This is a genomic window from Erwinia tracheiphila (genome assembly GCF_021365465.1).
Classification (GTDB): Bacteria; Pseudomonadota; Gammaproteobacteria; order Enterobacterales; family Enterobacteriaceae; genus Erwinia; species Erwinia tracheiphila.
On record NZ_CP089932.1, the window covers coordinates 1758408 to 1785320 of the forward strand.

At 47.5% G+C, this 26913-nt stretch carries 23 protein-coding genes, 3 tRNA genes and 1 pseudogene; 20 read left to right on the forward strand and 7 right to left on the reverse strand.

Annotated elements, in window-relative coordinates; translation table 11 throughout:
• Positions 1-88 precede the first annotated feature (88 nt).
• Positions 89-1328 (forward strand): annotated as a pseudogene (locus LU633_RS09265) (ISL3 family transposase).
• An 11-nt stretch (positions 1329-1339) separates the two neighbouring features.
• On the opposite strand, the gene LU633_RS09270 reads toward LU633_RS09265, so the two are convergent.
• Positions 1340-2548, reverse strand: coding sequence for an IS256 family transposase (locus tag LU633_RS09270; protein WP_046371820.1), 1209 nt, complete (start codon positions 2546-2548; stop codon positions 1340-1342).
• A 169-nt stretch (positions 2549-2717) separates the two neighbouring features.
• Positions 2718-3308, reverse strand: coding sequence for a DJ-1 family glyoxalase III (locus LU633_RS09275; protein ID WP_040465922.1), 591 nt, complete (start codon positions 3306-3308; stop codon positions 2718-2720).
• A gap of 209 nt (positions 3309-3517) precedes the next feature.
• Between LU633_RS09275 and mltB the strand changes: the two genes are divergently transcribed.
• The 13 genes from mltB to luxS all read left to right on the forward strand — a co-directional run bounded on the left by mltB (position 3518) and on the right by luxS (position 14968).
• The gene (mltB, locus tag LU633_RS09280; RefSeq protein ID WP_016193114.1) at positions 3518-4597 is read left to right on the forward strand and encodes a lytic murein transglycosylase B; all 1080 of its coding nucleotides are present in this window, start codon (positions 3518-3520) and stop codon (positions 4595-4597) included.
• A gap of 670 nt (positions 4598-5267) precedes the next feature.
• Positions 5268-5762, forward strand: coding sequence for a nicotinamide-nucleotide amidase (pncC, locus tag LU633_RS09285; RefSeq protein WP_016193113.1), 495 nt, complete (start codon positions 5268-5270; stop codon positions 5760-5762).
• Between the two features lie 95 nt (positions 5763-5857).
• Positions 5858-6925, forward strand: a complete 1068-nt coding sequence (recA, locus tag LU633_RS09290; protein WP_016193112.1) for a recombinase RecA — start codon at positions 5858-5860, stop codon at positions 6923-6925.
• 135 nt (positions 6926-7060) lie between these two features.
• Positions 7061-7567: a regulatory protein RecX gene (locus tag LU633_RS09295; RefSeq protein WP_016193111.1), complete on the forward strand. Its 507-nt coding sequence runs from the start codon at positions 7061-7063 to the stop codon at positions 7565-7567.
• Positions 7568-7705: 138 nt separating this feature from the next.
• Complete coding sequence (alaS, locus tag LU633_RS09300; protein ID WP_016193110.1) at positions 7706-10333, forward strand: alanine--tRNA ligase; 2628 nt, start codon at positions 7706-7708, stop codon at positions 10331-10333.
• Between the two features lie 249 nt (positions 10334-10582).
• Positions 10583-10768, forward strand: coding sequence for a carbon storage regulator CsrA (gene csrA / locus LU633_RS09305; protein WP_016193109.1), 186 nt, complete (start codon positions 10583-10585; stop codon positions 10766-10768).
• 306 nt (positions 10769-11074) lie between these two features.
• Positions 11075-11167, forward strand: a tRNA-Ser gene (locus LU633_RS09310).
• Positions 11168-11170: 3 nt separating this feature from the next.
• A tRNA-Arg gene (locus tag LU633_RS09315) sits at positions 11171-11247 on the forward strand.
• Between the two features lie 105 nt (positions 11248-11352).
• Positions 11353-11429, forward strand: a tRNA-Arg gene (locus LU633_RS09320).
• 253 nt (positions 11430-11682) lie between these two features.
• Complete coding sequence (gene yqaB / locus LU633_RS09325) at positions 11683-12249, forward strand: fructose-1-phosphate/6-phosphogluconate phosphatase (RefSeq protein WP_016193108.1); 567 nt, start codon at positions 11683-11685, stop codon at positions 12247-12249.
• A complete protein-coding gene (locus LU633_RS09330; protein WP_016193107.1) occupies positions 12246-12674 on the forward strand; it encodes a YqaA family protein in 429 nt (142 codons plus the stop codon). The genes yqaB and LU633_RS09330 overlap by 4 nt, the downstream gene beginning before the upstream one ends.
• A gap of 68 nt (positions 12675-12742) precedes the next feature.
• Positions 12743-14302, forward strand: coding sequence for a glutamate--cysteine ligase (gene gshA, locus LU633_RS09335; protein WP_016193106.1), 1560 nt, complete (start codon positions 12743-12745; stop codon positions 14300-14302).
• A 150-nt stretch (positions 14303-14452) separates the two neighbouring features.
• Positions 14453-14968 carry an S-ribosylhomocysteine lyase gene (luxS, locus tag LU633_RS09340; RefSeq protein ID WP_016193105.1) on the forward strand — a complete coding sequence of 172 codons (516 nt, stop codon included), beginning with the start codon at positions 14453-14455 and terminating at the stop codon, positions 14966-14968.
• Positions 14969-15026: 58 nt separating this feature from the next.
• Here luxS and LU633_RS09345 read toward each other — a convergent pair whose 3' ends face one another.
• Together LU633_RS09345 and LU633_RS09350 are read right to left on the reverse strand one after the other, a co-directional pair.
• Complete coding sequence (locus LU633_RS09345; RefSeq protein WP_040465921.1) at positions 15027-16313, reverse strand: HlyC/CorC family transporter; 1287 nt, start codon at positions 16311-16313, stop codon at positions 15027-15029.
• A gap of 25 nt (positions 16314-16338) precedes the next feature.
• Positions 16339-17130 carry a cytochrome C assembly family protein gene (locus LU633_RS09350; protein WP_016193103.1) on the reverse strand — a complete coding sequence of 264 codons (792 nt, stop codon included), beginning with the start codon at positions 17128-17130 and terminating at the stop codon, positions 16339-16341.
• A gap of 159 nt (positions 17131-17289) precedes the next feature.
• Here LU633_RS09350 and ffh point away from each other — a divergent pair, with 159 nt between their 5' ends.
• The 5 genes from ffh to rplS all read left to right on the forward strand — a co-directional run bounded on the left by ffh (position 17290) and on the right by rplS (position 20804).
• Positions 17290-18651 carry a signal recognition particle protein gene (ffh, locus tag LU633_RS09355; protein ID WP_016193102.1) on the forward strand — a complete coding sequence of 454 codons (1362 nt, stop codon included), beginning with the start codon at positions 17290-17292 and terminating at the stop codon, positions 18649-18651.
• 136 nt (positions 18652-18787) lie between these two features.
• The gene (gene rpsP, locus LU633_RS09360; RefSeq protein WP_016193101.1) at positions 18788-19036 is read left to right on the forward strand and encodes a 30S ribosomal protein S16; all 249 of its coding nucleotides are present in this window, start codon (positions 18788-18790) and stop codon (positions 19034-19036) included.
• 18 nt (positions 19037-19054) lie between these two features.
• A complete protein-coding gene (rimM, locus tag LU633_RS09365; RefSeq protein ID WP_016193100.1) occupies positions 19055-19603 on the forward strand; it encodes a ribosome maturation factor RimM in 549 nt (182 codons plus the stop codon).
• A 35-nt stretch (positions 19604-19638) separates the two neighbouring features.
• A complete protein-coding gene (gene trmD / locus LU633_RS09370) occupies positions 19639-20421 on the forward strand; it encodes a tRNA (guanosine(37)-N1)-methyltransferase TrmD (protein WP_016193099.1) in 783 nt (260 codons plus the stop codon).
• A 32-nt stretch (positions 20422-20453) separates the two neighbouring features.
• Positions 20454-20804: a 50S ribosomal protein L19 gene (rplS, locus tag LU633_RS09375; protein ID WP_016193098.1), complete on the forward strand. Its 351-nt coding sequence runs from the start codon at positions 20454-20456 to the stop codon at positions 20802-20804.
• A gap of 356 nt (positions 20805-21160) precedes the next feature.
• On the opposite strand, the gene LU633_RS26170 is transcribed toward rplS, so the two are convergent.
• The 3 genes from LU633_RS26170 to LU633_RS09385 form a co-directional block, all read right to left on the reverse strand.
• Positions 21161-21259 carry a hypothetical protein gene (locus LU633_RS26170; protein ID WP_325175772.1) on the reverse strand — a complete coding sequence of 33 codons (99 nt, stop codon included), beginning with the start codon at positions 21257-21259 and terminating at the stop codon, positions 21161-21163.
• 45 nt (positions 21260-21304) lie between these two features.
• Positions 21305-24511, reverse strand: a complete 3207-nt coding sequence (locus LU633_RS09380; protein ID WP_016193097.1) for a M66 family metalloprotease — start codon at positions 24509-24511, stop codon at positions 21305-21307.
• A 365-nt stretch (positions 24512-24876) separates the two neighbouring features.
• Positions 24877-25161 (reverse strand): hypothetical protein, encoded by a 285-nt coding sequence (locus tag LU633_RS09385; RefSeq protein WP_016193096.1) that lies wholly within the window; start codon positions 25159-25161, stop codon positions 24877-24879.
• 671 nt (positions 25162-25832) lie between these two features.
• Here LU633_RS09385 and LU633_RS09390 point away from each other — a divergent pair.
• A complete protein-coding gene (locus LU633_RS09390) occupies positions 25833-26912 on the forward strand; it encodes a 3-deoxy-7-phosphoheptulonate synthase (protein ID WP_016193095.1) in 1080 nt (359 codons plus the stop codon).
• Position 26913 lies beyond the last annotated feature (1 nt).

A 26913-nucleotide genomic window follows, 5' to 3' on the forward strand; every position in this document is an offset into this window, starting at 1 on the left:
TGACAGACACCTGTATAAATAACCGGTAACTGTCAGATCAGGTCTGAGCTAGTACAGATAACTGTATGTTTTATCCACAGAGATCATCATGGACGAGAAGTCACTCTATGCTCACATTCTGAATCTGCCTGCTCCGTGGCAGGTCCAATCCCTTTCTCTTGATGAAAGCGCTGGTGCTGTCACCGTTGTTGTCGGGATCGCTAAAAATACTCAATTACTCTGCCCGACATGTGGACAGCAATGCCCTGTTCACGATCATCGCCACCGCAAATGGTGTCATCTTGATACCTGCCAGTTCATGACTGTCGTTGAGGCGAATGTCCCTCGGGTCATGTGCCCAAACCATGGATGCCAGACGTTACCTGTTCCGTGGGCCGGACCGTGTAGCCGGTACACGTTATTGTTCGGATCATTCGTCCTTTCCTGGCTGAAAATTAGCACGGTTGATGCGGTAAGAAAGCAGCTTCAGCTTCAGCTTAACTGGAATGCCGTTGACGGCATTATGACCCGGGCAGTTAAATGTGGTCTTGCCCGAATAAAAAAGCTGCTATCAGCCCGGCATATGAATGTGGATGAAGTTGCATTCAAAAAAGGGCACAGGTACATCACCGTGATATCCGATCGTGAGGGACGAGCGCTGGCGTTAACGGATGATCGGGGAACAGAAAGTCCTGCCAGCTATCTTCGCACCCTCACCGACAGCCAACTGGAAGCTGTCAAAACATTCTCAATGGATATGAATGCCGGATATATCAGAGTAGAGCGGCTCCCTCTTCCGGGAGCAGCAGGAAAAATCGCCTTTTACCGCTTTCATGTGGCAAAAAATTGGCTAACTCGTTGATAATAGACGGAAAAATTAACACCCCCAGCTTCCGGTGGACAGTCGCCGCCAGGCAAAAGGAACCCGCTTCCTGTGGCAATACAGCGAAAAATGGATGACAGAACCCCGACAGGAAAAACTGGCATGACTGAGAGAGCAGATGCAACTGACCAGCCAGTGTCGGGCCCTGAAAGAACTGGCGAAAGATATCTGGAACCGTCCATGGAGTGATAAACGCCGTGCAGACTGGCAGCAGTGGATAGCGCTGGCAAGAACTTGCGATATGCCGGCAATGAGAAACATGGCAGGAACCATCGCGAAAAGGCTGTACGGAATACTTAACGCAATGCGGTACAGCGTCTCAAACGGTAATGCCGAAGCACTCAACAGTAAAATAAGGCTGTTGAGGATAAAGGCCAGAGGTTATCGAAACCGGGAGCGATTTAAGCTGGGAGTGATGTTCCACTACGGGAAGCTGGATATGGACCCTGTAAATAATTCTGTGTAACTGCCACCACGTCAAAGGTGAACGCTCAGGCGGTCACCGAACTCAATAATAAAGCGGCTCATCGCCAGCCGACAGTTCTGGATCGGCATACTCCATTTTTTCGATGCCGACTGGATTGCCAGGTAAATAACCTTTCGCACTGAGTCATCCGTCGGGAATACCTTGCGTTTCTTAATGGCGGCACGGATCACGCTGTTCAGCGACTCAATGGCATTCGTGGTGTAGATAGCTTTTCGGATGTCAGACGGATAGCCGAAGAACGTATTGAGGTTTTCCCCGTGCGCACGCCAGCTTTTGCTGATTTGTGGATATTTGTCATCCCATTCTTCGGCGAACGCAGCCAGCGCCATCCGTGCGGCCGCTTCTGTTGGTGCCTGATAAACGGTTTTCAGCCCGCCCGTGACCGCTTTGTAGTCCTTCCACGCCACGTATTTCAGGCGGTTACGCACCATGTGGATGATGCACAGCTGGATGTGAGTCTGCGGATAGACGCTGTTTATCGCATCCGGGAAGCCCTTCAGGCCATCCACGCAGGCAATCAGGATGTCCTGAAGGCCGCGATTTTTAAGTTCCGTCAGCACGTTCAGCCAGAACTTTGCACCTTCATTTTCAGCCAGCCGCATCCCCGGAAGCTCTTTCCGGCCTTCGGTATTGATGCCCGGTGCCAGGAACACCGCTTTGTTAATCACGCTGCCATTCTGACGAACCTTAACAACAATACAGTCCAGATAAACAATGGGATAGAGCGCATCCAGCTGGCGATTCTGCCATTCGGCGACCTGCTCTTTAACGGCATCCGTGACTTTTGATATCAGGGCCGGTGACACATCAGCATCGTACATCTCTTTGAACGTATCGACGATTTCCCGCGTGGTCATGCCTTTGGCATACAAGGATAAAATCTGGCTGTCCATCTGCGTGATACGCGTCTGATTCTTCTTAATCAGCTGAGGTTCAAAGGTATTTTCCCGGTCGCGCGGCGTGTTTAGCCCGATTTCACCGTCGTCGCACAGCAGCGTTTTCGAAGAGTAGCCGTTGCGGGTATTGGTGCCGGTTTTAGGGGCATTTTTCTCATGCCCGAGGTGGTCAGTCAGTTCTGCATTGAGTGCCGTTTCAACGGTCAGCTTCGTGAGCATGCGGGAAAACTGATTAAGGCCGGCCTCAGTTTTGAGGCCTTTGGCCAGTTCAGCAGCAAGGGCCTTAAGTTTCTTCTCGTCCATAATTTGCCTGTCTCCATTGTTGGAGTGAACATATCAAAAACAGGCAATTACACAATTTTAATTACAGTCTCTGGATATGGCGTTCTGAGTCTTCCCACCATTAAGGGGAAGACTCTTATCATTTCTGTATGCACTGCGAGGCGGGAACAGCCCGGCTCCCGGAAACGCTTCATTTGGCATCTATACCTTGATTACTCCGCCAGTGATCGAAGTAAATGTGGTCTGCCTGAAAATCGGCGGTTTCGGTATCACCAGTTAAACGCCATGCCAGTTGGAAAGCGAATTCAAAGCTTTTTCCTAAGCCCTTACCACTGATCAGGTTGCCATCCTCCACGACGTTCTCGTTGCTCCAGATACCATCTGTTACCGCCTTATACAGCTCGCCTGAGCAGGTATAACGCCGTCCCTTAAGCAGGTGATTATTACCAAGAACCCGTGCTGCGGCAGAACAGATTGGTGCTATCAATTTGCCGGCTTCGTCATGCCGTGTAATAAACCTTTTGACCTCTGGATTCGCCGCAAGATTTACCGTGCCTTCCGGCCCTCCCGGAATCACCACCGCATCAAATATGTTGTACTGAACGTCACTTAATAGCGTATCGGCACATACCCTGATGGCATGATAGCTGGCAACTTCATGTCGATCATGGCAGGCAACAGTGGTCACTTTCACCTTCAGCCGATTCAAAATATCAATGATAATAAAGGCTTCAGCTTCTTCAAATCCCGGAGCCAGCAGTATGGCTGCATGTTTAGTCATCATCCCTCCTGATAACAAAATCCATGATTACTATTATTGAAATATCGTTTTATTTAAATTAAGTCAATTTAAATGTGGTGATTTGCGCGGCTATGCTGTGTGAAGTGGGAAACGAATTGTTCTGTTATACCTTTACATAACATCTGCTTTTCTTGCTGTTGGGCTATGCCTTAACGTAAGCACTAATTTTATTATGCTGTAGGTACCTGATGCGTTATTTAGTTTCGCTTTTATTACCCTTGATTTTACTCCCGGCCTGCAGTAGCGGTAAACTGCTTCAGCATGAAGCACATCATGGTAATCCGTTCAGAGGGGGCAATAACTTTCTGAACGCCGACTCGCATACTGTTGCGCCACTGGACGGTGATTTTTCCGATAACCCTGCTGTTGACGCCTTTATTGATAAAATGGTGCGGGAGCATAATTTTAATCGTCAGCAGCTGCATGATGTGCTGGCACAGGCAAAACGGCTGGACTGGGTGCTGAGATTAATGGAGCGTCAGGCTCCGTCTTATCAGCCGCCTTCCGGGCCTAATGGGGCGTGGATACGCTATCGCAATAAATTCATTGTGCCGGACAACGTTCAAAATGGTGTGCAGTTCTGGAATCAATATCAGGACGCGCTTAATCGTGCCTGGCTGAAGTATGGTGTTCCACCTGAGATTATTGTCGGTATTATCGGTGTGGAAACCCGCTGGGGCCGTGTGATGGGTAAGACCCGTATTATTGATGCGCTGACGACACTTTCCTTTGCTTATCCGCGCAGGGCCGACTATTTCAGCGGTGAGCTGGAAACTTTCCTGCTGATGTCCAGGAAAGAGAATGATGATCCCCTGGCGCTTCGTGGTTCATTTGCTGGCGCAATGGGATATGGGCAGTTTATGCCTTCTTCCTATAAACAATATGCGGTGGATTTTAACAACGACGGACACATCAATCTGTGGGATCCGGAAGATGCTATTGGCAGTATTGCACATTATTTCAGTGCACATGGCTGGCAAAAAGAGGGGACAGTTGCTGTGCCAGCTAACGGTCAGGTGTCGCCGCTGGAAAATGGTTTCAAAACGCGTTATACGCCTGAGCAGCTTTCCGCTGCCGGCCTGTCGCCACAGGTACCACTGAATGACCAGCAGCAGGTCAGTCTGCTACGTTTTGATATGGGACAGTATTATCAATACTGGTATGGCTTGCCGAATTTTTATGTCATTACTCGTTATAATAACAATAACCATTATGCAATGGCGGTGTGGCAGTTGGGTGAAGCAGTACGGGATGCTGGCCGTTTCTGAATCCTTTGATTACCTTTAAGCAGGGTTTATTGACAGGTAACCTTGCCATATTATCTGCTCATGGCTGCTTTATCTGGGCCTGCTTTTTGCAGCCTTTTGCGCTTTATTTTTTGCTATTTAAGCTTAATCTGCCTGGTGGCAAATTATTCTTTTCACTGATGTAATCAACTTCCCAGTGAATGAAATTATCACAATTGTGGTGAGATCTCATTGAATGTTGCCCGTAACGTTACTTTTTTACGTTAAAATATCCGCTTAGTTCGCCAATCAATCAACGGCCGATAGGCAAACAGAAAGAAAAATTATGTCGTAGCGCAGATATCAGCCGCGATAAATATTATGGACTGCTGTGCTTAAGCTTATGCGTTTTTTACTTAATCTGGCTGCTTATGGTTTTGTAACAAGCGATAGCATTATTATGCTATCGCTTGTTCTGGCTCACCAGCATTGGTCTCTGGCAGGGGGATAAACTGGTCTGATTTTTTTATTACCTGCATAAATTAAATCCAGTGTGGCTGTGTGCTGATGTTTCTCTTCGCTATGTTAAATGCCTGCTGATAGCTAATTATTATCTTTCCTGAAGCCGTCTCGCAAAGCGGGTAATCCTTTCCTTGTCTGGGTTAAAAAATGCTAATCTTTCTGTTTCTTACGGTAAGGGAAGGAAATGGCAATGACGGACGATGATTTGAATAAATTAAGCAGTGAGATTGGCCAGCGGTTGCAGTCTCTGAAAGCCACAATGACCACAGCCGAATCCTGTACTGGTGGCTGGATTGCCAAAGTTATAACCGATATACCCGGTAGTTCGTGCTGGTTTGAGCGCGGGTTTGTCACTTACAGCAATCAGTCCAAGCAGGAAATGGTTGGTGTTACCCCTGATTCGTTGACGCAATATGGTGCTGTCAGTGAGCAGGTTGTGCGGGAAATGGCAGAGGGAGCACGCGCCGCTGCGGGGGCTGACTTTTCCATTTCTGTCAGTGGGATCGCCGGACCTGATGGCGGTTCGGAAGAGAAACCTGTGGGTACGGTCTGGTTCGGCTTTGCAGCAGCAAATCAAGAAACGCTTACGCAGCGTCAGGTTTTTTCTGGCGATCGCGAGGCTGTCCGACGTCAGGCAACGGCCTGGGGCCTGTTAACGCTGTACAGGCATTTTCTCAAAAAATAAACTTGATACTGTATGACCGTACAGTATAATCATCGTCATTCGAATACGGTAAAGATCCACGTATGTGTGTTTCCCCCGCGTGATGAGGAGTTGAAATGGCTATTGACGAAAACAAGCAAAAAGCACTGGCAGCCGCGCTGGGCCAGATTGAAAAGCAATTTGGTAAAGGCTCTATCATGCGTCTGGGCGAAGATCGCACTATGGATGTGGAAACCATATCTACGGGTTCTCTCTCGCTGGATATTGCGTTGGGCGCAGGCGGGCTTCCCATGGGCCGTATTGTTGAAATTTATGGACCTGAATCTTCTGGTAAAACCACGCTGACTTTGCAGGTTATCGCTGCCGCCCAGCGTAAGGGAAAAACCTGTGCATTTATTGATGCCGAACATGCGTTGGATCCGGTTTACGCGAAGAAACTCGGTGTTGATATTGATAATCTGCTGTGCTCCCAGCCTGATACGGGTGAGCAGGCTCTGGAAATCTGTGATGCGCTGGCTCGATCTGGGGCTGTCGACGTCATTATTGTCGACTCCGTCGCTGCGCTAACGCCTAAAGCCGAAATTGAAGGCGAAATTGGCGACTCGCACATGGGGCTGGCAGCACGCATGATGAGCCAGGCGATGCGTAAGCTGGCGGGTAACCTGAAACAGTCCAACACACTATTGATTTTTATTAACCAGATTCGTATGAAAATTGGTGTGATGTTCGGAAATCCGGAAACCACTACGGGTGGTAATGCCCTGAAGTTTTATGCTTCTGTTCGTCTTGATATCCGTCGTATCGGCGCGATTAAAGAGGGAGATGAAGTGGTGGGCAGCGAAACTCGGGTAAAAGTGGTGAAAAACAAAGTTGCTGCACCCTTTAAACAAGCTGAATTCCAGATCATGTATGGTGAAGGCATCAACGTTCTGGGTGAGCTGGTAGATCTCGGTGTCAAACACAAACTGATTGAAAAGGCCGGCGCCTGGTATAGCTATAACGGTGACAAAATTGGTCAGGGTAAAGCCAATGCGGGTAATTTCCTGAAAGAAAATCCGGCGATTGCCAGTGAAATAGAAAGTAAATTACGCGCTATGCTGCTAAACAATCCAGACAGTAAGCCCGATTTCTCTGCTGATGATGCAGATAGCCATCCCATCAGCGAAGCAGATGAGAGCTTCTGAGCGCTAAACTCAGAGCGGTGGTTATAGAGACTAAAGAAAGGAACAGCCTGTTGCCGTTCCTTTTTTGTTTCTTATATTTTTTTCCTGTTACTCTGGATTTTCACCATTTTATTGAGCTAAAAGTTGTGGGGGCCGATGCCAGATACAAAAGAACGTAGTGTGATCTCCCGCCTGTCAGAGCGTGCCGTACGCATTCTTGCTGTACGCGATCATAGTGAGGTTGAATTGCGCCGCAAGCTTTCTTTACCTGCTACCCTTCTAACTGCAAGCCGAGTACCCGAATTTGACGCTCCTTCCCAGGAGCAAATCGACCAGATTGTAGCCTGGTGCTATGAGCATTGTTACCTTGATGATGCCCATTTCGCGGAACGTTACGTTGCCAGCTACAGTCGCAAAGGCTATGGTCGCCAGCGCATACGCAGGGGGCTAAGTGAAAAGGGTATTAGCCAGGAGACAAGCAATGAGGTTCTGGCAACGGCAGAGATTGACTGGTGCAGGAAGGCTTATGAAGTTGCTGAAAGAAAATTTGGCCTGCCGCTACCATCGCTCTGGAAAGAGAGGGTAAAAGTACAGCGTTATCTGATGATGAAAGGGTATCTTACTGAAGATATCCATGGCATTTATTCAAATTTTGAAAATTGAGCGACGATGGGATTTTACTTCCCATCGAAGAAAATTTATCTTATTCACCACTTTTTGTTCGTGCGCTATCGGCGAGAGGTTTATCCTGCCGGTATCTTAAACCCACGAAATATTCCTTAGCGTAATTCCAGGATATTTATGAGCAAGAGCACTGCGGAGATTCGCCAGGCGTTTCTCGACTTTTTCCACAGCAAGGGACATCAGGTTGTAGCCAGTAGCTCCCTCGTTCCGAATAATGATCCTACTCTGCTGTTCACCAATGCTGGCATGAATCAGTTTAAGGATGTTTTTCTTGGCCAGGATGTGCGCAATTACTCCCGTGCTACAACTTCACAACGCTGTGTGCGCGCGGGTGGCAAACATAACGACCTGGAAAACGTGGGCTACACCGCTCGTCATCACACCTTTTTTGAAATGCTGGGTAATTTCAGTTTTGGTGATTACTTTAAGCGCGAAGCGATTGAATATGCATGGGAACTGCTGACCAGCGAACAATGGTTCAATCTGCCGAAAGAGAAACTGTGGGTGACCGTTTACGAAACCGATGATGAGGCTTTTGGCATCTGGGCGGAAAATATTGGTGTTCCACGTGAGCGTATCATCCGTATCGGTGATAACAAAGGCGGCGCCTATGCTTCCGATAATTTCTGGCAGATGGGTGATACCGGACCTTGTGGACCCTGCACGGAGATATTTTACGATCATGGCGATCATATTTGGGGAGGACCTCCGGGCAGTCCTGAAGAAGATGGCGATCGTTATATTGAAATTTGGAATCTCGTTTTTATGCAGTTTAACAGGCAGTCTGATGGCACCATGCTGCCCTTGCCTAAGCCTTCAGTAGACACAGGGATGGGACTGGAGCGTATTACTGCCGTGTTGCAGCACGTAAACTCTAATTATGAAATTGACCTGTTCGAAACCCTGATTAAATCTGTCGCAGCAGTAACCGGCACCAACGATTTGACTAATCAATCTTTGCGCGTCGTGGCCGATCACATTCGTTCCTGCGCTTTTCTGATCGCTGATGGTGTTATCCCATCGAATGAAAACCGTGGCTATGTGCTACGTCGTATCATTCGTCGTGCAATTCGCCACGGTAATATGCTTGGTGCAAAAGCAACATTTTTCTGGAAACTTGTTGCCCCGTTGATAGAGGTGATGGGTAATGCTGGGGATGAGGTAAAAAGGCAGCAATCTCAGGTTGAGCAGGTGCTGAAGACTGAAGAGGAGCAGTTCGCGAAAACGCTTGAACGTGGTCTGGCGCTTCTGGATGAGGAACTGGCGAAGTTGCAGGACGATACACTCGATGGCGAGACAGTTTTCCGTCTGTATGACACCTTCGGCTTTCCGGCCGATCTGACTGCGGATGTTTGTCGTGAGCGCAATCTGAAAATTGACGAAGCGGGTTTTGAGAATGCCATGAATCAGCAGCGTCAGCGTGCACGTAGCGCCAGTGGTTTTGGCAGTGATTACAACAGTGTTATTCAAACTGATGCTGCTTCCGTATTCAAAGGCTATGACCAGACAGAAATCACGTCAGTAGTGACAGCCATATTTGTTGATGGTCAGCCGGTAGAACAAATTGATAGCGATCGGGAATGTGTGATCGTTCTGGATGAAACACCATTTTATGGTGAATCAGGTGGTCAGGTAGGTGATACGGGTGAGCTGAGAGGAAGCCACGCATTATTTACCGTTAATGATACACAAAAATACGGCCAAGCCATTGGACATATGGGCAAGCTGAAGTCAGGCTCAATAAGGTCTGGAAACCGCCTGACAGCACATATTGACGATGCACGGCGTGGTCGCATCAGGCTGAATCACTCTGCAACGCATTTAATGCACGCAGCATTGCGCCAGGTTCTAGGCAATCATGTTGTGCAGAAAGGTTCGTTAGTTAATGACAAATATCTGCGTTTTGATTTTTCACATTTTGAAGCGATGAAGCCGCAGGAGATTCGCGAGGTCGAAAATATCGTCAATGCGCAGATCCGCCGTAATCTTGTCGTTGACACCAATATTATGGAGCTGGGTGCAGCACAAGCGCTCGGTGCTATGGCGCTTTTCGGTGAAAAGTATGATGAACGGGTGCGTGTGCTGACCATGGGTGATTTTTCTACCGAACTTTGCGGTGGAACACACGTTGGTCGTACCGGCGACATTGGCTTATTCAGAATCTCTTCCGAGTCAGGTACTGCTGCAGGTGTTCGACGTATCGAAGCTGTTACTGGCGAAGGCGCTCTTCAGCAGGTGTATGCACAAAGTGAGCAGTTGCAGGATATTGCTGAATTAATGAAGGCAAATCAGGCTAATTTGCACGAAAAAGTGCGATCAATGCTTGATAACGTTCGCGGACTGGAAAAGGAGTTGCAGCAGCTTAAAGAGCAGCAGGCAGCCCAGGAAAGTGCTTTACTCAGCAGTAAGGCTGTTGATGTGAAAGGTGTAAAACTACTGGTAAGCGAACTAAAAGATGTTGAACCTAAGATGTTGCGTACTATAGTTGACGATCTGAAAAATCAGTTGAAGTCGGCGATTATTGTGTTAGCGACCGTCGATGAAGGTAAAGTGTCGTTGATCGCTGGCGTCACGAAAGATGTCACCGAACACGTGAAAGCGGGAGAGTTGGTTGGACAGTTAGCACAGCAAATTGGCGGTAAGGGTGGAGGACGTCCGGATATGGCCCAAGCGGGCGGTAGTGATGTTCAGGCACTATCTGGTGCACTTGCTGGTGTTGAAAGCTGGGTTGTTGCAAAACTGTAATACTACAAGAGAGCATCTGAAGGGACGTCATGGAGAGTGTCTGTGGCGTACCCGGACCAGGTGTAATCCCAATAATACATAAAGTCAGGTTACTGGTGCGTATTTCGGCTAAACTAAGTATCGGCAGAATGTATTGGTATGATGATGCACTTGTAGTGTTTTTGTCATAGTCTACATTTAACGTTGTATGATGGATAATGCCGGGAGAGATAGCTAACCCGACTCTTTTAATCTTTCAAGGAGCAAAGAATGCTTATTCTAACTCGTCGAGTTGGTGAAACCCTCATGATTGGCGATGAGGTGACTGTAACGGTGCTGGGAGTGAAAGGAAACCAGATTCGCATTGGTGTCAACGCTCCTAAAGAAGTATCGGTTCATCGCGAAGAGATTTATCAGCGTATTCAGGCCGAAAAAACTCAGCAAACGAGTTACTAACGGATCAGGTGCCTCGCTTTTAAAGCGAGGCACCGCTGGCTTTCCCGATTTTTTCTTCCTTCTTTTTATACTGTCACCTTCTTTTACGACCAGAACGCATATGGCTTGTTGGATCCGAATGCGAGAACTCTTGTTGAAAAATCACTCCTTTTGCCGCTAAAACATTCTTATTGCGTGTGAAATGTGCAATCAATCAGATGAAGGGAAAAATTGTTTGACTTATAAGTCCGGGAAAGTAATATGTGCGCCACGCAGTGCCGATGAGCAGAAACAACGTTCTGAAGCACAATTCAACAGAGTGCGTATGGTGAGGTGGCCGAGAGGCTGAAGGCGCTCCCCTGCTAAGGGAGTATGCGGTCAAAAGCTGCATCCGGGGTTCGAATCCCCGCCTCACCGCCATTTGCACCCGTAGCTCAGCTGGATAGAGTACTCGGCTACGAACCGAGCGGTCGGAGGTTCGAATCCTCCCGGGTGCACCATTATTAATGCGGTTGTTATCTGAATAATCAGGTCATAACTAGTTAATAACCGTATGTATACACATGCGCTATAGTTTGGTCGTTCTTACATAATGATTTATTCATGCATCCGTAGCTCAGCTGGATAGAGTACTCGGCTACGAACCGAGCGGTCGGAGGTTCGAATCCTCCCGGATGCACCATATTAATCAATTCATTTCCTGCATACCTCATGCATTTTCTTATCCTTCATTTATTTCCTTAGCTTTTATTGAGTCCTCACTAATGTTTTCAATAAAATAATTTGTCCTTAAGAATTGCAAGGTTAACCTATTAAATCCTTTAATGTAAAATAATCTTCTGTCAATTCAATGATTTTTGACTCAATCCAGAAACAGTCGAAAAAGTAGTGTAGGCTACATTATCCGCTTTAACTCCGCAGGTGAGGGAAAAGGTATGTATGATAGCTACGACGCACTGATATTTGATATGGATGGGACTATTCTCGATACCGAGTCCACGCATCGCAAATCATGGCGAGCGGTTCTTACGCCTTATGGTGTAAATTTTGATCACAATATGCTGACAGGTATGAATGGTTCACCTACATGGCGAATTGCTGAAGCGATACTTGCTGCTAACCGCCTTAACCTTGATCCCCGTGCGTTAGCGGCGGAGAAAACGGCAAAATTAAAAGAAATACTTTTTGATGAAGTGCGACCATTACCATTGGTAGAAGTCGTTAAATCCTATAAAGGTCGCCGTCCAATGGCTGTGGGAACTGGCAGTGAGCACGCGATGGCAGAAGGATTGTTGCGACATCTTGGCCTGCTGGAATGCTTCGATGTCATCGTAGGCGCTGATGATGTCAGTCAGCACAAGCCCTCTCCAGAAACTTTTCTGCGCTGCGCTAAACTAATGGGAGTGAACCCGTCCCGGTGCGTGGTATTTGAAGACGCTGATTTTGGTATACGCGCTGCGCAAGCGGCAGGTATGGATGTTGTTGATGTTCGCCTGTTGTGAATGACTGGTTTTCCCGTGGGACAATATTTGCCAGTAGTTTTTTAAGTGCCACGTTGTTACCGGGCAGTTCGGAGGTGCTACTGGTTGCTCTCCTTATAGCAGGTAACGTTTCTGTACCTGGCATCATTTTTTGCGCAGCACTTGCGAACACCCTCGGTGGACTGACAAATATTATCATTGGTCGCATTTTGCCGCAGGGTCGCTGGCAGGGTACAGCGCAAGCATGGTTGTCCCGTTGGGGAGCGGCCGTATTGTTGATGAGCTGGCTACCCGTTATTGGTGATGTACTGTGTGTATTAGCTGGTTGGCTGCGTTTATCCTGGCTGGCAATGGTGTTTTTCCTCGCCGCAGGGAAAACGCTACGCTACGTTGTGGTCGCTTTTGTAACACTTCATGGCATGGCATGGAATAGTGGCATTAATTAGCGAAGAATTTGTGCTGCGATTAACATTATGCTTAACAATAATAAATTTTCCCCGAGCGGGAGGTCGATTTGTTTCCGGACGTATCACAGGCGCTTTCATGGCTGGAAGCGCACCCTGACGCAATGAAAGGTATTGGTCGCGGTATTGAACGCGAAACGTTGCGTGTCAGGCCCAATGGTCATGTAGCAACGACCGGGCATCCTGAATCGTTAGGCTCTGCATTGACTCACAAGTGGATTACCACAGATTTTGCTGAAACGCTACTTGAGTTTATCACCCCCGTTAATGACAACATTGAGCAGCTTCTGTCTTTTCTTCGAGACATTCACCGACATGCATCGCGTGAACTGGGTGAAGAGAGAATGTGGCCGATGAGCATGCCCTGCTTGATTGACGATGTTGAGCAGATTGAGCTGGCACAATACGGCAGTTCTAATATCGGTAAGATGAAAACACTGTACCGTGAAGGGCTGAAAAATCGTTATGGTGCACTGATGCAGTTGATTTCTGGTGTGCATTATAATTTTTCGCTGCCGTTAACATTTTGGCAGGTATGGGCTGGCGTTGATGATGCAACAAGCGGCCAGGAGGTTATTTCTGACGGCTATCTTCGTCTGATCCGTAATTATTATCGATTTGGCTGGGTCATACCTTACCTGTTTGGCGCCTCCCCGGCGATTTGCTCCTCGTTTTTGCAAGGAAAGGAGACAACATTGCCCTTTGAACGAAGTGAGAAAGGGATGTTATGGTTGCCTTATGCCACCTCTTTGCGGCTGAGTGATTTAGGCTATACTAATAAGTCGCAAAGCGGTCTGGGCATTACGTTTAACAACCTGACGGACTATGTTCGGGCGCTGAAAGCTGCGATCAAAACGCCGTCTGCGAATTATGCAGAACTGGGGATTAAAGATGATAAAGGGCACTGGCTGCAGCTCAACACTAACGTATTACAGATCGAAAATGAGTTCTATGCGCCGATTCGACCCAAACGTGTGATGCGCTCAGGTGAAAATCCGTCAGATGCGCTGCTGCGGGGGGGCATTGAATATATTGAAGTGCGCTCTCTTGATATCAACCCGTTCTCGCCAATTGGTGTTGATGAAGATCAGGTTCGTTTTCTTGATTTGTTTCTTATCTGGTGTGTACTGGCTGATGCGCCAGAAATGAGTAGTGAAGAGCTGGCTTGTACGCGTAAGAACTGGAACAGGGTCATTCTGGAAGGACGCAACCCGGAGTTAATGTTAGGGCTGGGGTGCGAGGAAACGTTGTATCCACTTAAGGACGTGGGAAAAACGTTGTTTAAGGATTTGCGTCGCGTGGCTGAAGTGCTGGATAAGCAGCATAGTGATAGCGAGTACCAGCAGGTATGTGAGCATTTGGTTGCATCCTTTGATCATCCCGAACTGACTTTTTCAGCGCGTTTCCTTGCTACGTTACAGGAAAATGGTATTGTGGCGACCGGCGTGGCTTTATCGGAAAAGTATCAACGCCAGCTGAGAGAAGAAACGCTGGAGATATTAACCGCGTCAGAAATGGAGCAGGAATCGGTTCGTTCAAAGCGTGAGCAGCAACGAATTGAAGAAAATGATACGCTCAGTTTCGAAGATTTTCTGCGAAGCAGAAGCTGAAAAAGAAAAGGCCACATTACTGTGGCCGAATTAGCATCTCTGTTAACAGGGATGACGATAACAAAATGCGCGTCTTTCAAATATTCAGACCCTGCATGACAGATAAAGTTTCATTAATCGCAAAATAAATTCAATTCTTGAGGTAACAATATGCCATTGTTGGATAGCTTTACCGTCGATCACACCATCATGGCGGCACCTGCGGTTCGCGTAGCTAAGATCATGATAACACCTCATGGTGACACTATCACTGTTTTTGATCTGCGCTTTTGCAGGCCAAATAAAGAAGTCATGCCTGAGCGTGGTATTCACACGTTGGAACACCTTTTTGCCGGATTTATGCGCAATCATCTCAACGGTGGGGGGGTGGAGATTATCGATATTTCGCCAATGGGATGTCGTACCGGTTTCTACATGAGCCTTATTGGCACACCGGACGAGCAACGTGTGGCAAAATCATGGAAGGAAGCGATGCAGGATGTTCTTAAAGTTTCCGATCAGTGCAAAATTCCTGAGCTGAACGAATACCAGTGTGGAACCTTCGAAATGCATTCTCTGGATGAAGCGCAGGAGATAGCACGCCATATCATCGACAATGAAATTCGCGTTAACCACAACGACGAACTGGCGCTACCGAAAGAAAAATTACAGGAATTACACATTTAGATTTCTGCTGCTGTGTCACCGTCCCGGCTTACGGGACGGCAACGCTTATCCGAAACCGTTACGATCCTACCGATTCCTTCAGCGATTTTTGCGGGGTGATGCGAACCTGTTTGATCATATTTTCCTGAACGTCCAGAATATCTATGGAGTAATGGCTGATATGGATAGTGGTATCAGGTAACGGAATATCCTCAATGGCTTCGAGGATCATGCCATTGACCGTTCTGGCTTCATCCTCTGGAAGCTTCCAGTTGAATGCTTTATTTAGCTCGCGCACATTAGCACTGCCCTCAATCAGCACTGAGCCATCATTTTGTGGCACAACTTCTTCGGCAAGGTTTGATGACATTGAGGTAGTGAAATCTCCAACGATCTCCTCAAGGATATCTTCAATTGTTACCAAACCTTTGATGTCACCGTATTCATCCACCACCAGACCGGCCTTCTTCTTGTTACGTTGGAATTTTACCAGCTGAACATTTAGCGGCGTGCCTTCCGGAACGTAGTAAATTTCGTCAGCCGAGCGCAGCATAACTTCTTTGGTAAACTCTTTTTTCTCCGTCATCAGACGGTAGGCTTCGCGCACCCGTAACATGCTAATAGTATCATCCAGAGAATCACGATAAAGCACTATACGGCCATGTGGCGTATGGGTCAGCTGGCGAACGATGGACTTCCAGTCATCGTTGATATTGATGCCAACAATATCATTGCGCGGCACCATAATGTCATCAACATTAACTTTTTCCAGGTCTAAAACTGACAGCAGCATGTCCTGATTGCGGCGAGACATCAGCGAACGGGATTCATAAACGATGGTGCGCAGCTCTTCTTTGCTCAACGCTGAATTAGCTGCGCCTTCCGTCCTCATCCCGACCAGACGCATCAGAATGCGGGTTATAGTGTTTAACAGCCAGACCAGCGGCATCATAATCAGCTGCAGTGGCCCCAGCAGAATACTGCTGGGAAACGCGACTTTTTCTGGATAGAGCGCTGCAATGGTTTTGGGTAAGACCTCGGCAAAAACCAGCACGCAAAAAGTCAGAATGCCAGTGGCAATAGCAACGCCTTCATCGCCGTGAATTCGCATGCCAACAATCGTTGCCAGTGCAGAAGCCAGAATATTGACCAGGTTATTTCCAATCAGCACCAGACTCAGCAGACGATCAGGGCGACGTAACATCTTTTCTACCCGACGTGCGGCACGATCGCCGTTTTTAGCCTGATGGCGCAATTTGTAACGATTCAGAGTCATCATGCCAGTTTCAGAACCCGCGAACCAGGCTGAGACCAGCACCATGCAGATCAAAATAATAATCAGAGTGGTGGTTGAAACTTTTTCCAACGAATCAATTCCTTATGGTTGATGTTCAGGAAGTCAGAAAATGTTGCAACATCCTGCTGCCAAAATAGGCCATGGTAAGCAGGAATGCTCCACCAAAATTAAACCAGGCGACACGACGACCACGCCAGCCTTCATGATAATGACCCCAAAGCAGAACGATATAGATAAACCATGCCAGAATGGACAGTACCGCTTTATCAACATTTTCAGGACTAAACAGGTTATGCATATAGAACAAACCCGTGCACAACACCAGTGTTAAGAGGACTACACCAACCTGGGTAATATGAAACATTTTGCGCTCAATCGTCATCAACGGCGGGATGTCATTACTGAGCGTTAGTTTTTTATTTTTTAGTAACCAGTCTATCCATGCTAGTTGCAGGGCATAAAGTGCAGCGATAATTAATGTGACGTAGGCGAACAAGGCAAGCCCGATATGCATCATCATGCCTGGCGTAGTTTCAAGATGAGTGATGAACGCATTTGGTACAAAGGTGGCGAAGGCCAGGTTAATTAGCGCAAAGCCATAGACGATTGGCAGCAGCATCCAGCCCCGATTACGGGAAGCCACAATGGTCATAATGGCACAAATCAGCAGGCTCACTAGGGAGCCAATATTTAGCAGGCTGAGATTGAGGCCGCCCGGCATGGCGAAAATGCGCTGATATAACGCTGTAGCATGGAAGATAAGCGCAGCAGTGGCGGAAACTACGGCAAGCTTTCGCCATGTACTTTGCTTTCGCAACAGGCCCGGAACGATTAAAGCAAGGCAAAAGGAGTAGGCGAGCAGCGCCAGAATAGCAAATACGGACATAGAAAGTTTTCTGGTACCGGTGAGCAAAAATACAGTATAACGCCAGCGGCGGTCGGCTCCAAACGATCTCAATGCATTAGGCTGAGATCGCCATGCCTTCATGATATAATCCGCGCCATTGTGTCGCCTGGCGACCTCTCATTACGTGAGCGAGAGACGATGTTTGATAATTTAACTGACAGATTGTCGCAAACCCTGCGCAATATTAGCGGCCGTGGACGGCTGACAGAAGACAACATAAAAGACACACTGCGTGAAGTTCGCATGGCATTACTGGAGGCCGATGTTGCGCTACCGGTAGTTCGTGAATTTATAAATCGCGTTAAAGAGCGTGCGTTAGGCCAGGACGTTAACAAGAGTCTGACGCCGGGGCAGGAATTTATAAAAATTGTGCAAAATGAGCTAGTTGCCGCAATGGGTGCGGAAAACAACACGCTTAATCTGGCCGCACAGCCTCCCGCCGTCATCCTGATGGCCGGTTTGCAGGGAGCAGGTAAAACGACCAGCGTGGGTAAGCTGGGTAAATTTCTGCGTGAAAAGCATAAGAAAAAAGTGCTGGTTGTTTCCGCCGACGTTTACCGTCCTGCTGCAATTAAACAGTTAGAAAAACTGGCCGAACAGGTTGGTGTGGATTTTTGTCCGTCTGACTTAAGTCAACAACCTGTTTATATCGTTAAAAATGCCCTACAGCAGGCGAAGTTAAAGTTTTACGATGTGTTACTGGTGGACACCGCCGGTCGTCTTCACGTTGATGAAGCGATGATGGACGAAATTAAACAGGTCCATGCAGTAATTAATCCGGTTGAGACACTGTTTGTTGTGGATGCAATGACTGGCCAGGATGCGGCGAACACAGCCAAAGCATTTAATGAAGCGCTGCCGCTGACTGGCGTGATCCTGACCAAGGTTGATGGCGATGCTCGTGGCGGGGCCGCTCTCTCAATCCGTCATATCACCGACAGACCGATAAAATTCATGGGCGTTGGTGAAAAAACAGACGCCCTTGAACCCTTTTATCCTGACCGTATTGCTTCGCGCATTCTCGGCATGGGCGATGTGTTGTCGCTGATTGAAGATATCGAAAGTAAAGTCGACCGTGTGCAGGCGGAAAAACTGGCCAGTAAGCTGAAAAAAGGCGATGGCTTTGATCTGAACGATTTTCTTCAGCAGCTGAAACAGATGCGCAATATGGGGGGCATGGCCAGCCTGATGGGTAAACTGCCCGGAATGGGGCAGTTACCGGATAACGTTAAATCGCAAATGGACGACAAAGTGTTGGTTCGTATGGAAGCGATGATCAACTCGATGACCCGCAAAGAGCGTGAAAAACCAGAAATCATCAAAGGTTCCCGCAAGCGTCGTGTTGCCACTGGTTCCGGCATGCAGGTGCAGGACGTCAATCGCTTGTTAAAGCAGTTCGACGATATGCAACGTATGATGAAGAAAATGAAAAAAGGTGGGATGGCCAAAATGATGCGTGGCATGAAAGGTATGATGCCGCCCGGATTTCCCGGCCGCTAACGTTCCCTGGAAACATTACGGGCGAATTAGATTGCTTTTTTCGCCTGAATGAGTAAAATTTTCGGGCTTTTTATATTGCAACCTGGCCCCGTTCCCTCAATGGGGCCAGGTTGTTTTATTAACTAAAGAGGATGTTATGGTAACAATTCGTTTGGCACGTCACGGCGCAAAAAAGCGCCCGTTCTATCAGGTAGTCGTTACTGACAGCCGTAATGCTCGTAACGGTCGCTTCATTGAGCGCGTTGGCTTCTTCAATCCGATCGCATCTGGTCAGGCTGAAGCGCTGCGTCTGGATATGGACCGCATTGAGCACTGGGTTGGCCAGGGTGCAACTCTCTCTGATCGCGTTGGTGCGCTGATCAAAGAAGCTAAGAAAGCAGCTTAATCTGTCACGGTGGTCAACATGAGCAAACAACTCGCCGCGTCGTCTCCTGCTAACCCATTAATTATGGGAAAGATGGGGTCGGCCTACGGGATCCGTGGTTGGCTCAAAGTGTTTTCCTCCACCGAAGATGCCGAAAGCATTTTTGACTATCAACCGTGGTTTATTCAACGGGCGAGTCAATGGGAGCTTATCGAGCTGGAAGGCTGGAAGCGCCACAATCAGGATATGATCATCAAAGTCAAAGGCATTGACGATCGTGATGCTGCAACTCTGCTGACTAATTGCGAAATTGTCGTGGATTCTGAGCAGCTGCCTGCGCTGGATAATGGCGACTATTACTGGAAAGATCTAATCGGTTGCCAGGTCGTCACCACCCAGGGCTATGAACTTGGTAGAATCACAGATCTGATGGAAACAGGTTCAAACGACGTTCTCGTCGTCAAGGCAAACCTGAAGGATGCATTCGGTGCGAAGGAGCGGCTGATTCCGTTCCTTGATGGAGAGGTTATCAAGAATGTCGATCTCACTACCGGCACTATTGAAGTGGATTGGGATCCTGGTTTTTGAGCTCCGGACAACGCGGTAAAACAGCAGCGCAATCAATGTGGATAGGCATAATCAGTTTATTCCCGGAGATGTTTCGTGCGATTACCGATTACGGAGTGACTGGCCGGGCAGTAAAAAATGGCCTGCTCAACATCCAGAGCTGGAGTCCACGTGATTTCGCTCATGACCGGCACCGTACCGTTGACGAACGTCCTTACGGCGGCGGTCCTGGAATGTTAATGATGGTTCAGCCCTTACGGGATGCTATCCACGCAGCAAAAGCAGCGGCAGGAGAAGGCGCTAAGGTGATTTATCTTTCACCTCAGGGACGCAAACTCGATCAGTATGGGGTTTGCGAGCTGGCGGCTAATCAGAAGTTAATTTTGGTTTGTGGCCGTTATGAAGGAATTGATGAGCGCGTAATCAAAACCGAAATCGACGAGGAATGGTCGATTGGCGATTATGTTCTCAGCGGTGGGGAACTTCCAGCGATGACGCTGATTGACTCGGTCGCCCGGTTTATCCCCGGCGTACTGGGAAAGCAGGCGTCAGCCGAGGAAGATTCTTTTTCCTGTGGGCTGCTGGATTGCCCGCACTATACCCGACCTGAAGTGTTAGAAGGGACGGAAGTTCCGTCAGTTCTTTTGTCGGGAAACCATGCTGAAATACGTCGTTGGCGTTTGAAACAGTCGCTGGGCCGTACCTGGCTAAGAAGACCTGAACTTCTGGAAAACCTGGCTCTGACTGAAGAGCAAGCAAGGTTGCTGGATGAATTTCGTTATGAATTCAGGCAGCAACAAAATGATGATGGGCAACCCGACGTGAGTCGCGGTACCTGAATATCAGTTTACCCAGGATAAGAGATAAAATTATGAGCAACATTATCAAGCAAATTGAACAAGAGCAGATGAAGCAGGACGTACCTTCCTTCCGTCCGGGTGATTCCGTGGAAGTGAAAGTATGGGTCGTTGAAGGTTCTAAGAAACGTCTGCAGGCATTCGAGGGCGTGGTTATCGCTATTCGTAACCGCGGTCTGCATTCTGCATTCACTGTTCGTAAAATTTCTAACGGTGAAGGTGTTGAGCGTGTGTTCCAGACTCACTCACCTGTTATTGACAGTATCACTGTCAAACGCCGTGGTGCCGTACGTAAGGCCAAACTGTACTACCTGCGTGAGCGCACCGGTAAGTCTGCACGCATCAAAGAACGTCTGGGCGCTTAAGCAACATCTGAAAGTTAATAGTAAAAATATCCACCTTTGTAAGAAGTGGATTAAAAACAAGCCCCTGAATAGGGGCTTTTTTCGTTTTAACTCTCCCAAAATAACATTCTGTCAAGCCAGACAAGAATATACCGCAAGCACTGGGTGCTGATATTGTCGCAGCTTCGCCCGTATCATATTGCGCATAACAAGGTATGGTTAGATTTATATATGGTTAGATTTATACATGGTGGTGGGTAAAAAGCCCAGCCAGGTGGCCGGGCTTGGTCCGTCAGTATTTCGCCATTGTGGGCTGCAATTTGTCCCTGCTGTACTCATCAGACATCTGTATTCTCCTCACTCAAGCAGAGGTGGGGTCAGGCTTTCAGCCAGAGAGAAAGTGCTTCGACTCGATTCCAGTTGGGAGACAGTGCGGTGTGCGTTACCCGGCAAATCCACACCTCGTTATTATACATAGCTTCTTCGCCAGACTGATAAGTATCACCCAGCGTCCAGACACGTCAATCTGCAGCGGCAGGTGTCGTGAGGGTCAGCGTGTTACTCTGGACTGACAGCCGGCCCAGGGCGTCACGAGCGATAACAAAATAGCGGTAGCACGTATCAGATGAAACCCCGACGTCATGATAAGTGAGTTGTGAGGCTGGGATTCTCGCCAGCGCACTAATGATATTATTGTTAACTCCCCTATAAATACTGTATTCGTGTAGCGGACTGCTCCCTGAGGATGCTTCCCATGCGAGGCTAATGCTGTCACTGGTTACTGACGTACTATGTAAATTGCCTGGTGCGGTTGGTGGATGGTTAGGGTTTTCAGGGAGGGTTGTTCTCGCTGCAATGCTTGCGTTTCTTCCTGATTCCTGATTGTTGTCGCCAACTGCGCTCACGGCATAGAGGTGCTGGGTATTTGCCGAAAGTCCGGCATCGGTATAGCGGGGTTCGATGCTGGTTGTCAGTAAATTCCCGTCACGATAGATACGGTAGTTTATGACGGGCGTGTTCAGCCTGTTCCAGACCAGAGAAATACTGTTTGCAGTAGCATTCGTTACCTGAAGTCCCTCCGGTGAGGCAGGGACAACCGGACTTTCATCGTCAGCAGTTTCACCATTAATTGTATAGGTGAGTGGTGTGTGAATCGGCTCAATAGTTTTGCTGGAGATGGTCTGACCGTTATATATCAATCTGACCGTTCGTATTTGATCGGACTGTGCAATGTTAATGTGGAATTTATTCATGGCGTTATGAGCAAGCCGGGTATTGCCAAGTTTAAAACGCTGAATATGGGCGCCTGTTTCTACCCACAATTGGCAGTCAGACTCTTTCAGCGTGTTGCTGTCATCGGAATAAAGGAAACCATAGGCACCGTGCAGGGCAGGGTAAATATAGCCTGGCAGTTCGCCTTGTGGGTCGTAATAGCCAACCAGCGTGGTGACAGGGACACCAAAGGATTTGGGTTGGCGGTTAGCGGTAATATCTTTTATGAGTGCTATTTCGCGCCAGCCATGACCCTCTGAAATATAGTGTTTATTTTCCCCAATCTGTATTTGCATATTCAGTCCGTTAACATGCACTGTTGTAGGAAGCATCGCAGTATTTTCAATGGTAATGACACGTCCCTTGTTAAGCTGTGACGAAACAGGAAAGTAAATATCCCCCGCCCAGTCATTTTCTGTCATTACTATGCTGACAACGTGGAAGTTAGCAATATAACTTGCTAACTCTGTCTGGCTCAGAGAATGATTAGATGCAACTGTGCGGTCCATATTCATGTCGATAACTATGCACTCATTCCAGACTGAAGCATTTGACAGATAACTTCTGTCAAAACCCCGGGGTACAGAAACAGACTCATCGTTGATGTGCAACTGACTGCTCCAGGTAGCATTGTTTTTCACCCTAATAATATGCTGATTGTTCGCCCGTGAGGCTTGCGGAACATCAATGGTACTGGACCAGTTGCCATCGTGCATTTCTACCTGAATCATTTCCTCCTGCCTGAACAATTCAGACAGTGCATTTGCACTCAAATCGCTGTTCGCGGCTGTCACCGCATTGATGGTATTTTGCTTAAGGGCATAGGGTTCCATACGCTGGGTACTGCTATTCCATTTTTTAAAACCCGTGGTTGAATTTGGGGAAAATACGACTTTTTTTTCCAAAAATCTCTGAATAATTTCAGCGACATGAGGAGTATAGAGAGTAAAGCGGTTAAGTAAGCTCATCGGCTCGCCACCAGCCATGGCATCAAACCCGAACGATCTTCCATGAAAAGGTGCCTGGCAGTGTTCTTCCAGACACGATGCCTGGTGATTAATTACCGGCCGGAAATTGGGTATAAACCGGTTCAAATCTTTGTCCCAGCCCCAGGTTGAGTTAAGGGAACCAGCGGCATGGTGAACAGAGCCATTAAACCCGCCCACATAATGTCCCAAACCGTAATTATGACCAACTTCATGACTGAATTCATTGCCCAGAGACTGGTCAAGTGTCACCATACCTGCACCACCGGAACCGCCATGCACCTGAACACCATTGCTGTAGTTGCCGCGGCTATTGTGAGCGGTAAGTTGAGCAGCGGTATAAGGTGTCCATTCACCGATGCCCGTTGAGCTGTTGATCCCATAGTTCGCATGATTAATGCCAAGAGAAATAAGCTCTTTGCCAATCTTTTCCCGCATTGTTCCTTGATGCCATCCCCCAACGCTGGGATCTGAATCGGTCAGCAAGGTTCCATTGGGCAGCATGACTTCCTTCAAATGAAGCGACTGATAATTACTGACTATCAGCCTGGATATCGGGACTGTCTGGAAATATTCCCGATGCGCTTGTGGATCCTTTGCAAAAGCATAAGCATCACGCGGAGGGGTTAACATACCAATGTCGATAGTGTGAATAAGCAACTCAGAAGGGGCGCCAACTTTTATGTCGTTTAGTTTTCCGCTTCGGTTATTACTGTCAAATTGCATCCTGATACCGGGTTTGATCCATCGGGCAGGGATCGTTGCGCTCCAGGTATTTTCAGCATAGATAATATTCTGATTAAGTAATTCACCATCCCAAACCCACTGTCCAGAAATGAATTTAAATTGGCCTGATTCGCCATTTGAGATGGTGGCGCGCCGGCCGCTGAAAATGATATTTGAAGTCAAAGTTGCATGAGAAATGACATGCACGACTCTTCCTTCCTTAGCAAGGTTATCCGGTAAATAAATATCCCGTGTCCAGCTACCATCGAAGGTGCTAATTGCTATAAGCGTATATCGCTGCAACAGCTCACGCAAATATGAAGCAGAAGGGTTATTTAATTCATTAATTTCACTGTTAGTAGTAATAGTGTGAGTGCTGCCGGGTAAGGGAAGGAAATCAAAATTATCCGGTATACCATCAATATGGTAGGCCGTATTGGGCAAGTCCTCAGGTTTTTGCAAAGGGAGAATACCGATGATTTTCCCTTCTGTATCAGTGACCCTCAGGGTTATTGCATCTAGGTTGTCTTGCGGTTTCACCAGGACCAACGTTTCCCGGAAGGCTACCAGATGGGGCTGTGGATCGCCAGGTACAGGTCTTGCGGGAATGATCTGGCTTTGTGCAAATTTAATATTGGCTGACAGAGAGCCTTGCAAATTATTGGTATTATCACTGTTATTGAAAACCAGTTTCTCACTGTTGGTTTTATGTGGTTTGCTGGCTGCATTTTCGTTCGGTATCATGACCAATCCTTAATATAAAAACAGGCTGCATTTCCGTCTTATATACGGACGCAAACTGGGAGGTTGTAGGATTAATTAATCCATTAGGAGAGTGCGAATGTATTCTCCAACCCTGTTCACAGATGAGCAATTACAATAATTTCGATGAGGTTTCAAAAAAAAGCATTTCAATGAAAATGAAAGATTATTTTTTCTGAAAAAGATTGATGTTTTTCTGGTGGTGTAAAAGTGTGATGAAAAATAAGCTATCTGGCCGATAGTGGCAATGCTCTGCTTCACTCTGCTAAACAATCACAGCAGGACAGGCACCAGAAAATTAGCTAATAGCGTTGGATAAAAATGCCCGAAAGCAGGAATGGTTGAGTTTAATGGTGAGGATTGATAATAAACGGAGTCGACAGTGCCGCAGGCTGGAATATCACATCTTTTTTTAGCGCCACATTTCTCGGCAATGTGGCTATCACCATGTTGGGTTTGCAGGAATGGCTACGATTTTGCTTCCAGGGCATTGCTAAACCTGAATAACCTTGGGCGATGGTCTGGCTGACAATTGTCTGCCACAGTTTGTTACTCCGTAGCTCATTGGACAGAAGCTTTTTAAGGAAGTGAATAATGCAGGCTGATTCTTTCCGGTAATTTACAGTCTCCATCAGACAGCCCCGGTTGGTTGTTCTGCATGGTATGCGCGACTTCAAACAATGGCATTGTTGGTAAGAGAGACTGCGTTGCCAGCACCTCTCTGAAAGTACATCGCCCGGTACACGCAGTAACTGTTGAAAATCCCATTGTTCAGTTATAAAGCCGTCAGTCTTCGCGTAAAAGTGAATTGTGTGGTGCTCAGTGTCTGGCAACCGTGCACGGTGAGAAAGAATTGTCTGTCTACAGCTCATCTGGTTAAAAGTAACTCAGCAATCCTGTAATCATCATTGACGGCAGGCCATCGACAATCAGTGTAGTAGAGTAAATCGTTAATTCGAAGATTGCGCTGCTATAAAAGAAGGACGTCTCTTTTCGGTGTTAACCATAATGAGTTCCTGCTGGTTACCTGCACTCTACGGAAAAAGTCCGCTCATTAACCATTGTGTTTAAACAGAAAGCTGTATTCTTAGACACATTAATCCGTAAATATATATATACAAATTACTTCTTTCATTTCAGTGGGTTTATTTATAACTAATTGTTTTTAATCAAATAAATATAATTTATTATTTATCGGTAATAAAAGTGTACAGTTAAGACTTTACATCTGTGTTTTTTTGATACAGTATCTGTCAACTTACTAGAGTTGACCTGCGTATATCGATATAAAAGAGAGATGACCATGCAAAGAGACGCGCTCAACAATGTGCATATCGCAGAAGAACAGATTCTGATCACCCCAGAAGAACTCAAAAAAACGTTCCCACTCAGTGCAACTCAGGCCAGTCAAATTGCTGCCTCACGGCAGATTATCGCCAATATCATCAGTGGTAAGGATCATCGCTTTCTGGTGGTGTGCGGCCCCTGTTCGATTCATGATACTGAAGCCGCGCTTGACTATGCACGCCGTCTGAAAACTCTTTCAGAACAGTTACAAGATCAGCTCTATATCGTTATGCGCGTCTATTTTGAAAAGCCCCGTACCACTGTTGGCTGGAAAGGACTCATTAACGATCCCTACATGGATAATTCATTTGATATGCAGGCGGGCCTGCACATAGCGCGTCGGCTGCTGCTCGACCTCGTCGAAATGGGCCTGCCGCTGGCTACTGAGGCCCTCGACCCTAACAGCCCACAATATCTTGGTGATCTTTTTAGCTGGTCCGCGATTGGTGCACGCACCACGGAGTCGCAGACTCACCGTGAAATGGCTTCTGGTTTATCGATGCCGGTAGGCTTTAAAAATGGCACTGACGGCAGTCTTGGTACCGCAATCAATGCCATGAGAGCCGCTGCAATGCCACACCGTTTTGTGGGGATAAATCAGGGTGGCCAGGTGTGTCTGCTGCAAACGCAGGGTAACCCTGATGGACATGTTATTCTGCGCGGAGGAAAACAGCCCAACTATGGCCCAGCGGATGTAGTGCAATGTGAAAAAGAAATGGCCAAGGCGGGACTCCGTCCTGCCTTGATGATAGATTGCAGCCATGGCAATTCTAACAAAGACTTCCGCCGCCAGTCCGGCGTAGCTGAATCGGCTGTGGCACAGATCAAAGATGGTAACCGCTCAATCATTGGTCTTATGCTGGAAAGCCATCTCCACGAGGGCAATCAGACTTCTGAACAGCCACGTAGTGAAATGCGTTATGGCGTTTCCGTTACTGATTCCTGCATTAATTGGGAAACGACAGAAAATCTATTGCGTGAAATTAACCAGAATCTGGATGGAGTGCTGGTGGCGCGTCTGCCACAAGAGGATTAAT

Coding starts and splice junctions, on each gene's coding strand:
- LU633_RS09380 (WP_016193097.1), bottom strand. CDS start 24,511: ATGATACCGAACGAAAATGCAGCCAGCAAACCACATAAAACCAACAGT.
- LU633_RS09390 (WP_016193095.1), top strand. CDS start 25,833: ATGCAAAGAGACGCGCTCAACAATGTGCATATCGCAGAAGAACAGATT.
- rpsP (WP_016193101.1), top strand. CDS start 18,788: ATGGTAACAATTCGTTTGGCACGTCACGGCGCAAAAAAGCGCCCGTTC.
- rplS (WP_016193098.1), top strand. CDS start 20,454: ATGAGCAACATTATCAAGCAAATTGAACAAGAGCAGATGAAGCAGGAC.
- LU633_RS09295 (WP_016193111.1), top strand. CDS start 7,061: ATGCCAGATACAAAAGAACGTAGTGTGATCTCCCGCCTGTCAGAGCGT.
- LU633_RS26170 (WP_325175772.1), bottom strand. CDS start 21,259: ATGTATAATAACGAGGTGTGGATTTGCCGGGTAACGCACACCGCACTG.
- recA (WP_016193112.1), top strand. CDS start 5,858: ATGGCTATTGACGAAAACAAGCAAAAAGCACTGGCAGCCGCGCTGGGC.
- alaS (WP_016193110.1), top strand. CDS start 7,706: ATGAGCAAGAGCACTGCGGAGATTCGCCAGGCGTTTCTCGACTTTTTC.
- LU633_RS09350 (WP_016193103.1), bottom strand. CDS start 17,130: ATGTCCGTATTTGCTATTCTGGCGCTGCTCGCCTACTCCTTTTGCCTT.
- rimM (WP_016193100.1), top strand. CDS start 19,055: ATGAGCAAACAACTCGCCGCGTCGTCTCCTGCTAACCCATTAATTATG.
- luxS (WP_016193105.1), top strand. CDS start 14,453: ATGCCATTGTTGGATAGCTTTACCGTCGATCACACCATCATGGCGGCA.
- LU633_RS09270 (WP_046371820.1), bottom strand. CDS start 2,548: ATGGACGAGAAGAAACTTAAGGCCCTTGCTGCTGAACTGGCCAAAGGC.
- csrA (WP_016193109.1), top strand. CDS start 10,583: ATGCTTATTCTAACTCGTCGAGTTGGTGAAACCCTCATGATTGGCGAT.
- LU633_RS09385 (WP_016193096.1), bottom strand. CDS start 25,161: ATGGAGACTGTAAATTACCGGAAAGAATCAGCCTGCATTATTCACTTC.
- ffh (WP_016193102.1), top strand. CDS start 17,290: ATGTTTGATAATTTAACTGACAGATTGTCGCAAACCCTGCGCAATATT.
- pncC (WP_016193113.1), top strand. CDS start 5,268: ATGACGGACGATGATTTGAATAAATTAAGCAGTGAGATTGGCCAGCGG.
- trmD (WP_016193099.1), top strand. CDS start 19,639: ATGTGGATAGGCATAATCAGTTTATTCCCGGAGATGTTTCGTGCGATT.
- LU633_RS09275 (WP_040465922.1), bottom strand. CDS start 3,308: ATGACTAAACATGCAGCCATACTGCTGGCTCCGGGATTTGAAGAAGCT.
- yqaB (WP_016193108.1), top strand. CDS start 11,683: ATGTATGATAGCTACGACGCACTGATATTTGATATGGATGGGACTATT.
- mltB (WP_016193114.1), top strand. CDS start 3,518: ATGCGTTATTTAGTTTCGCTTTTATTACCCTTGATTTTACTCCCGGCC.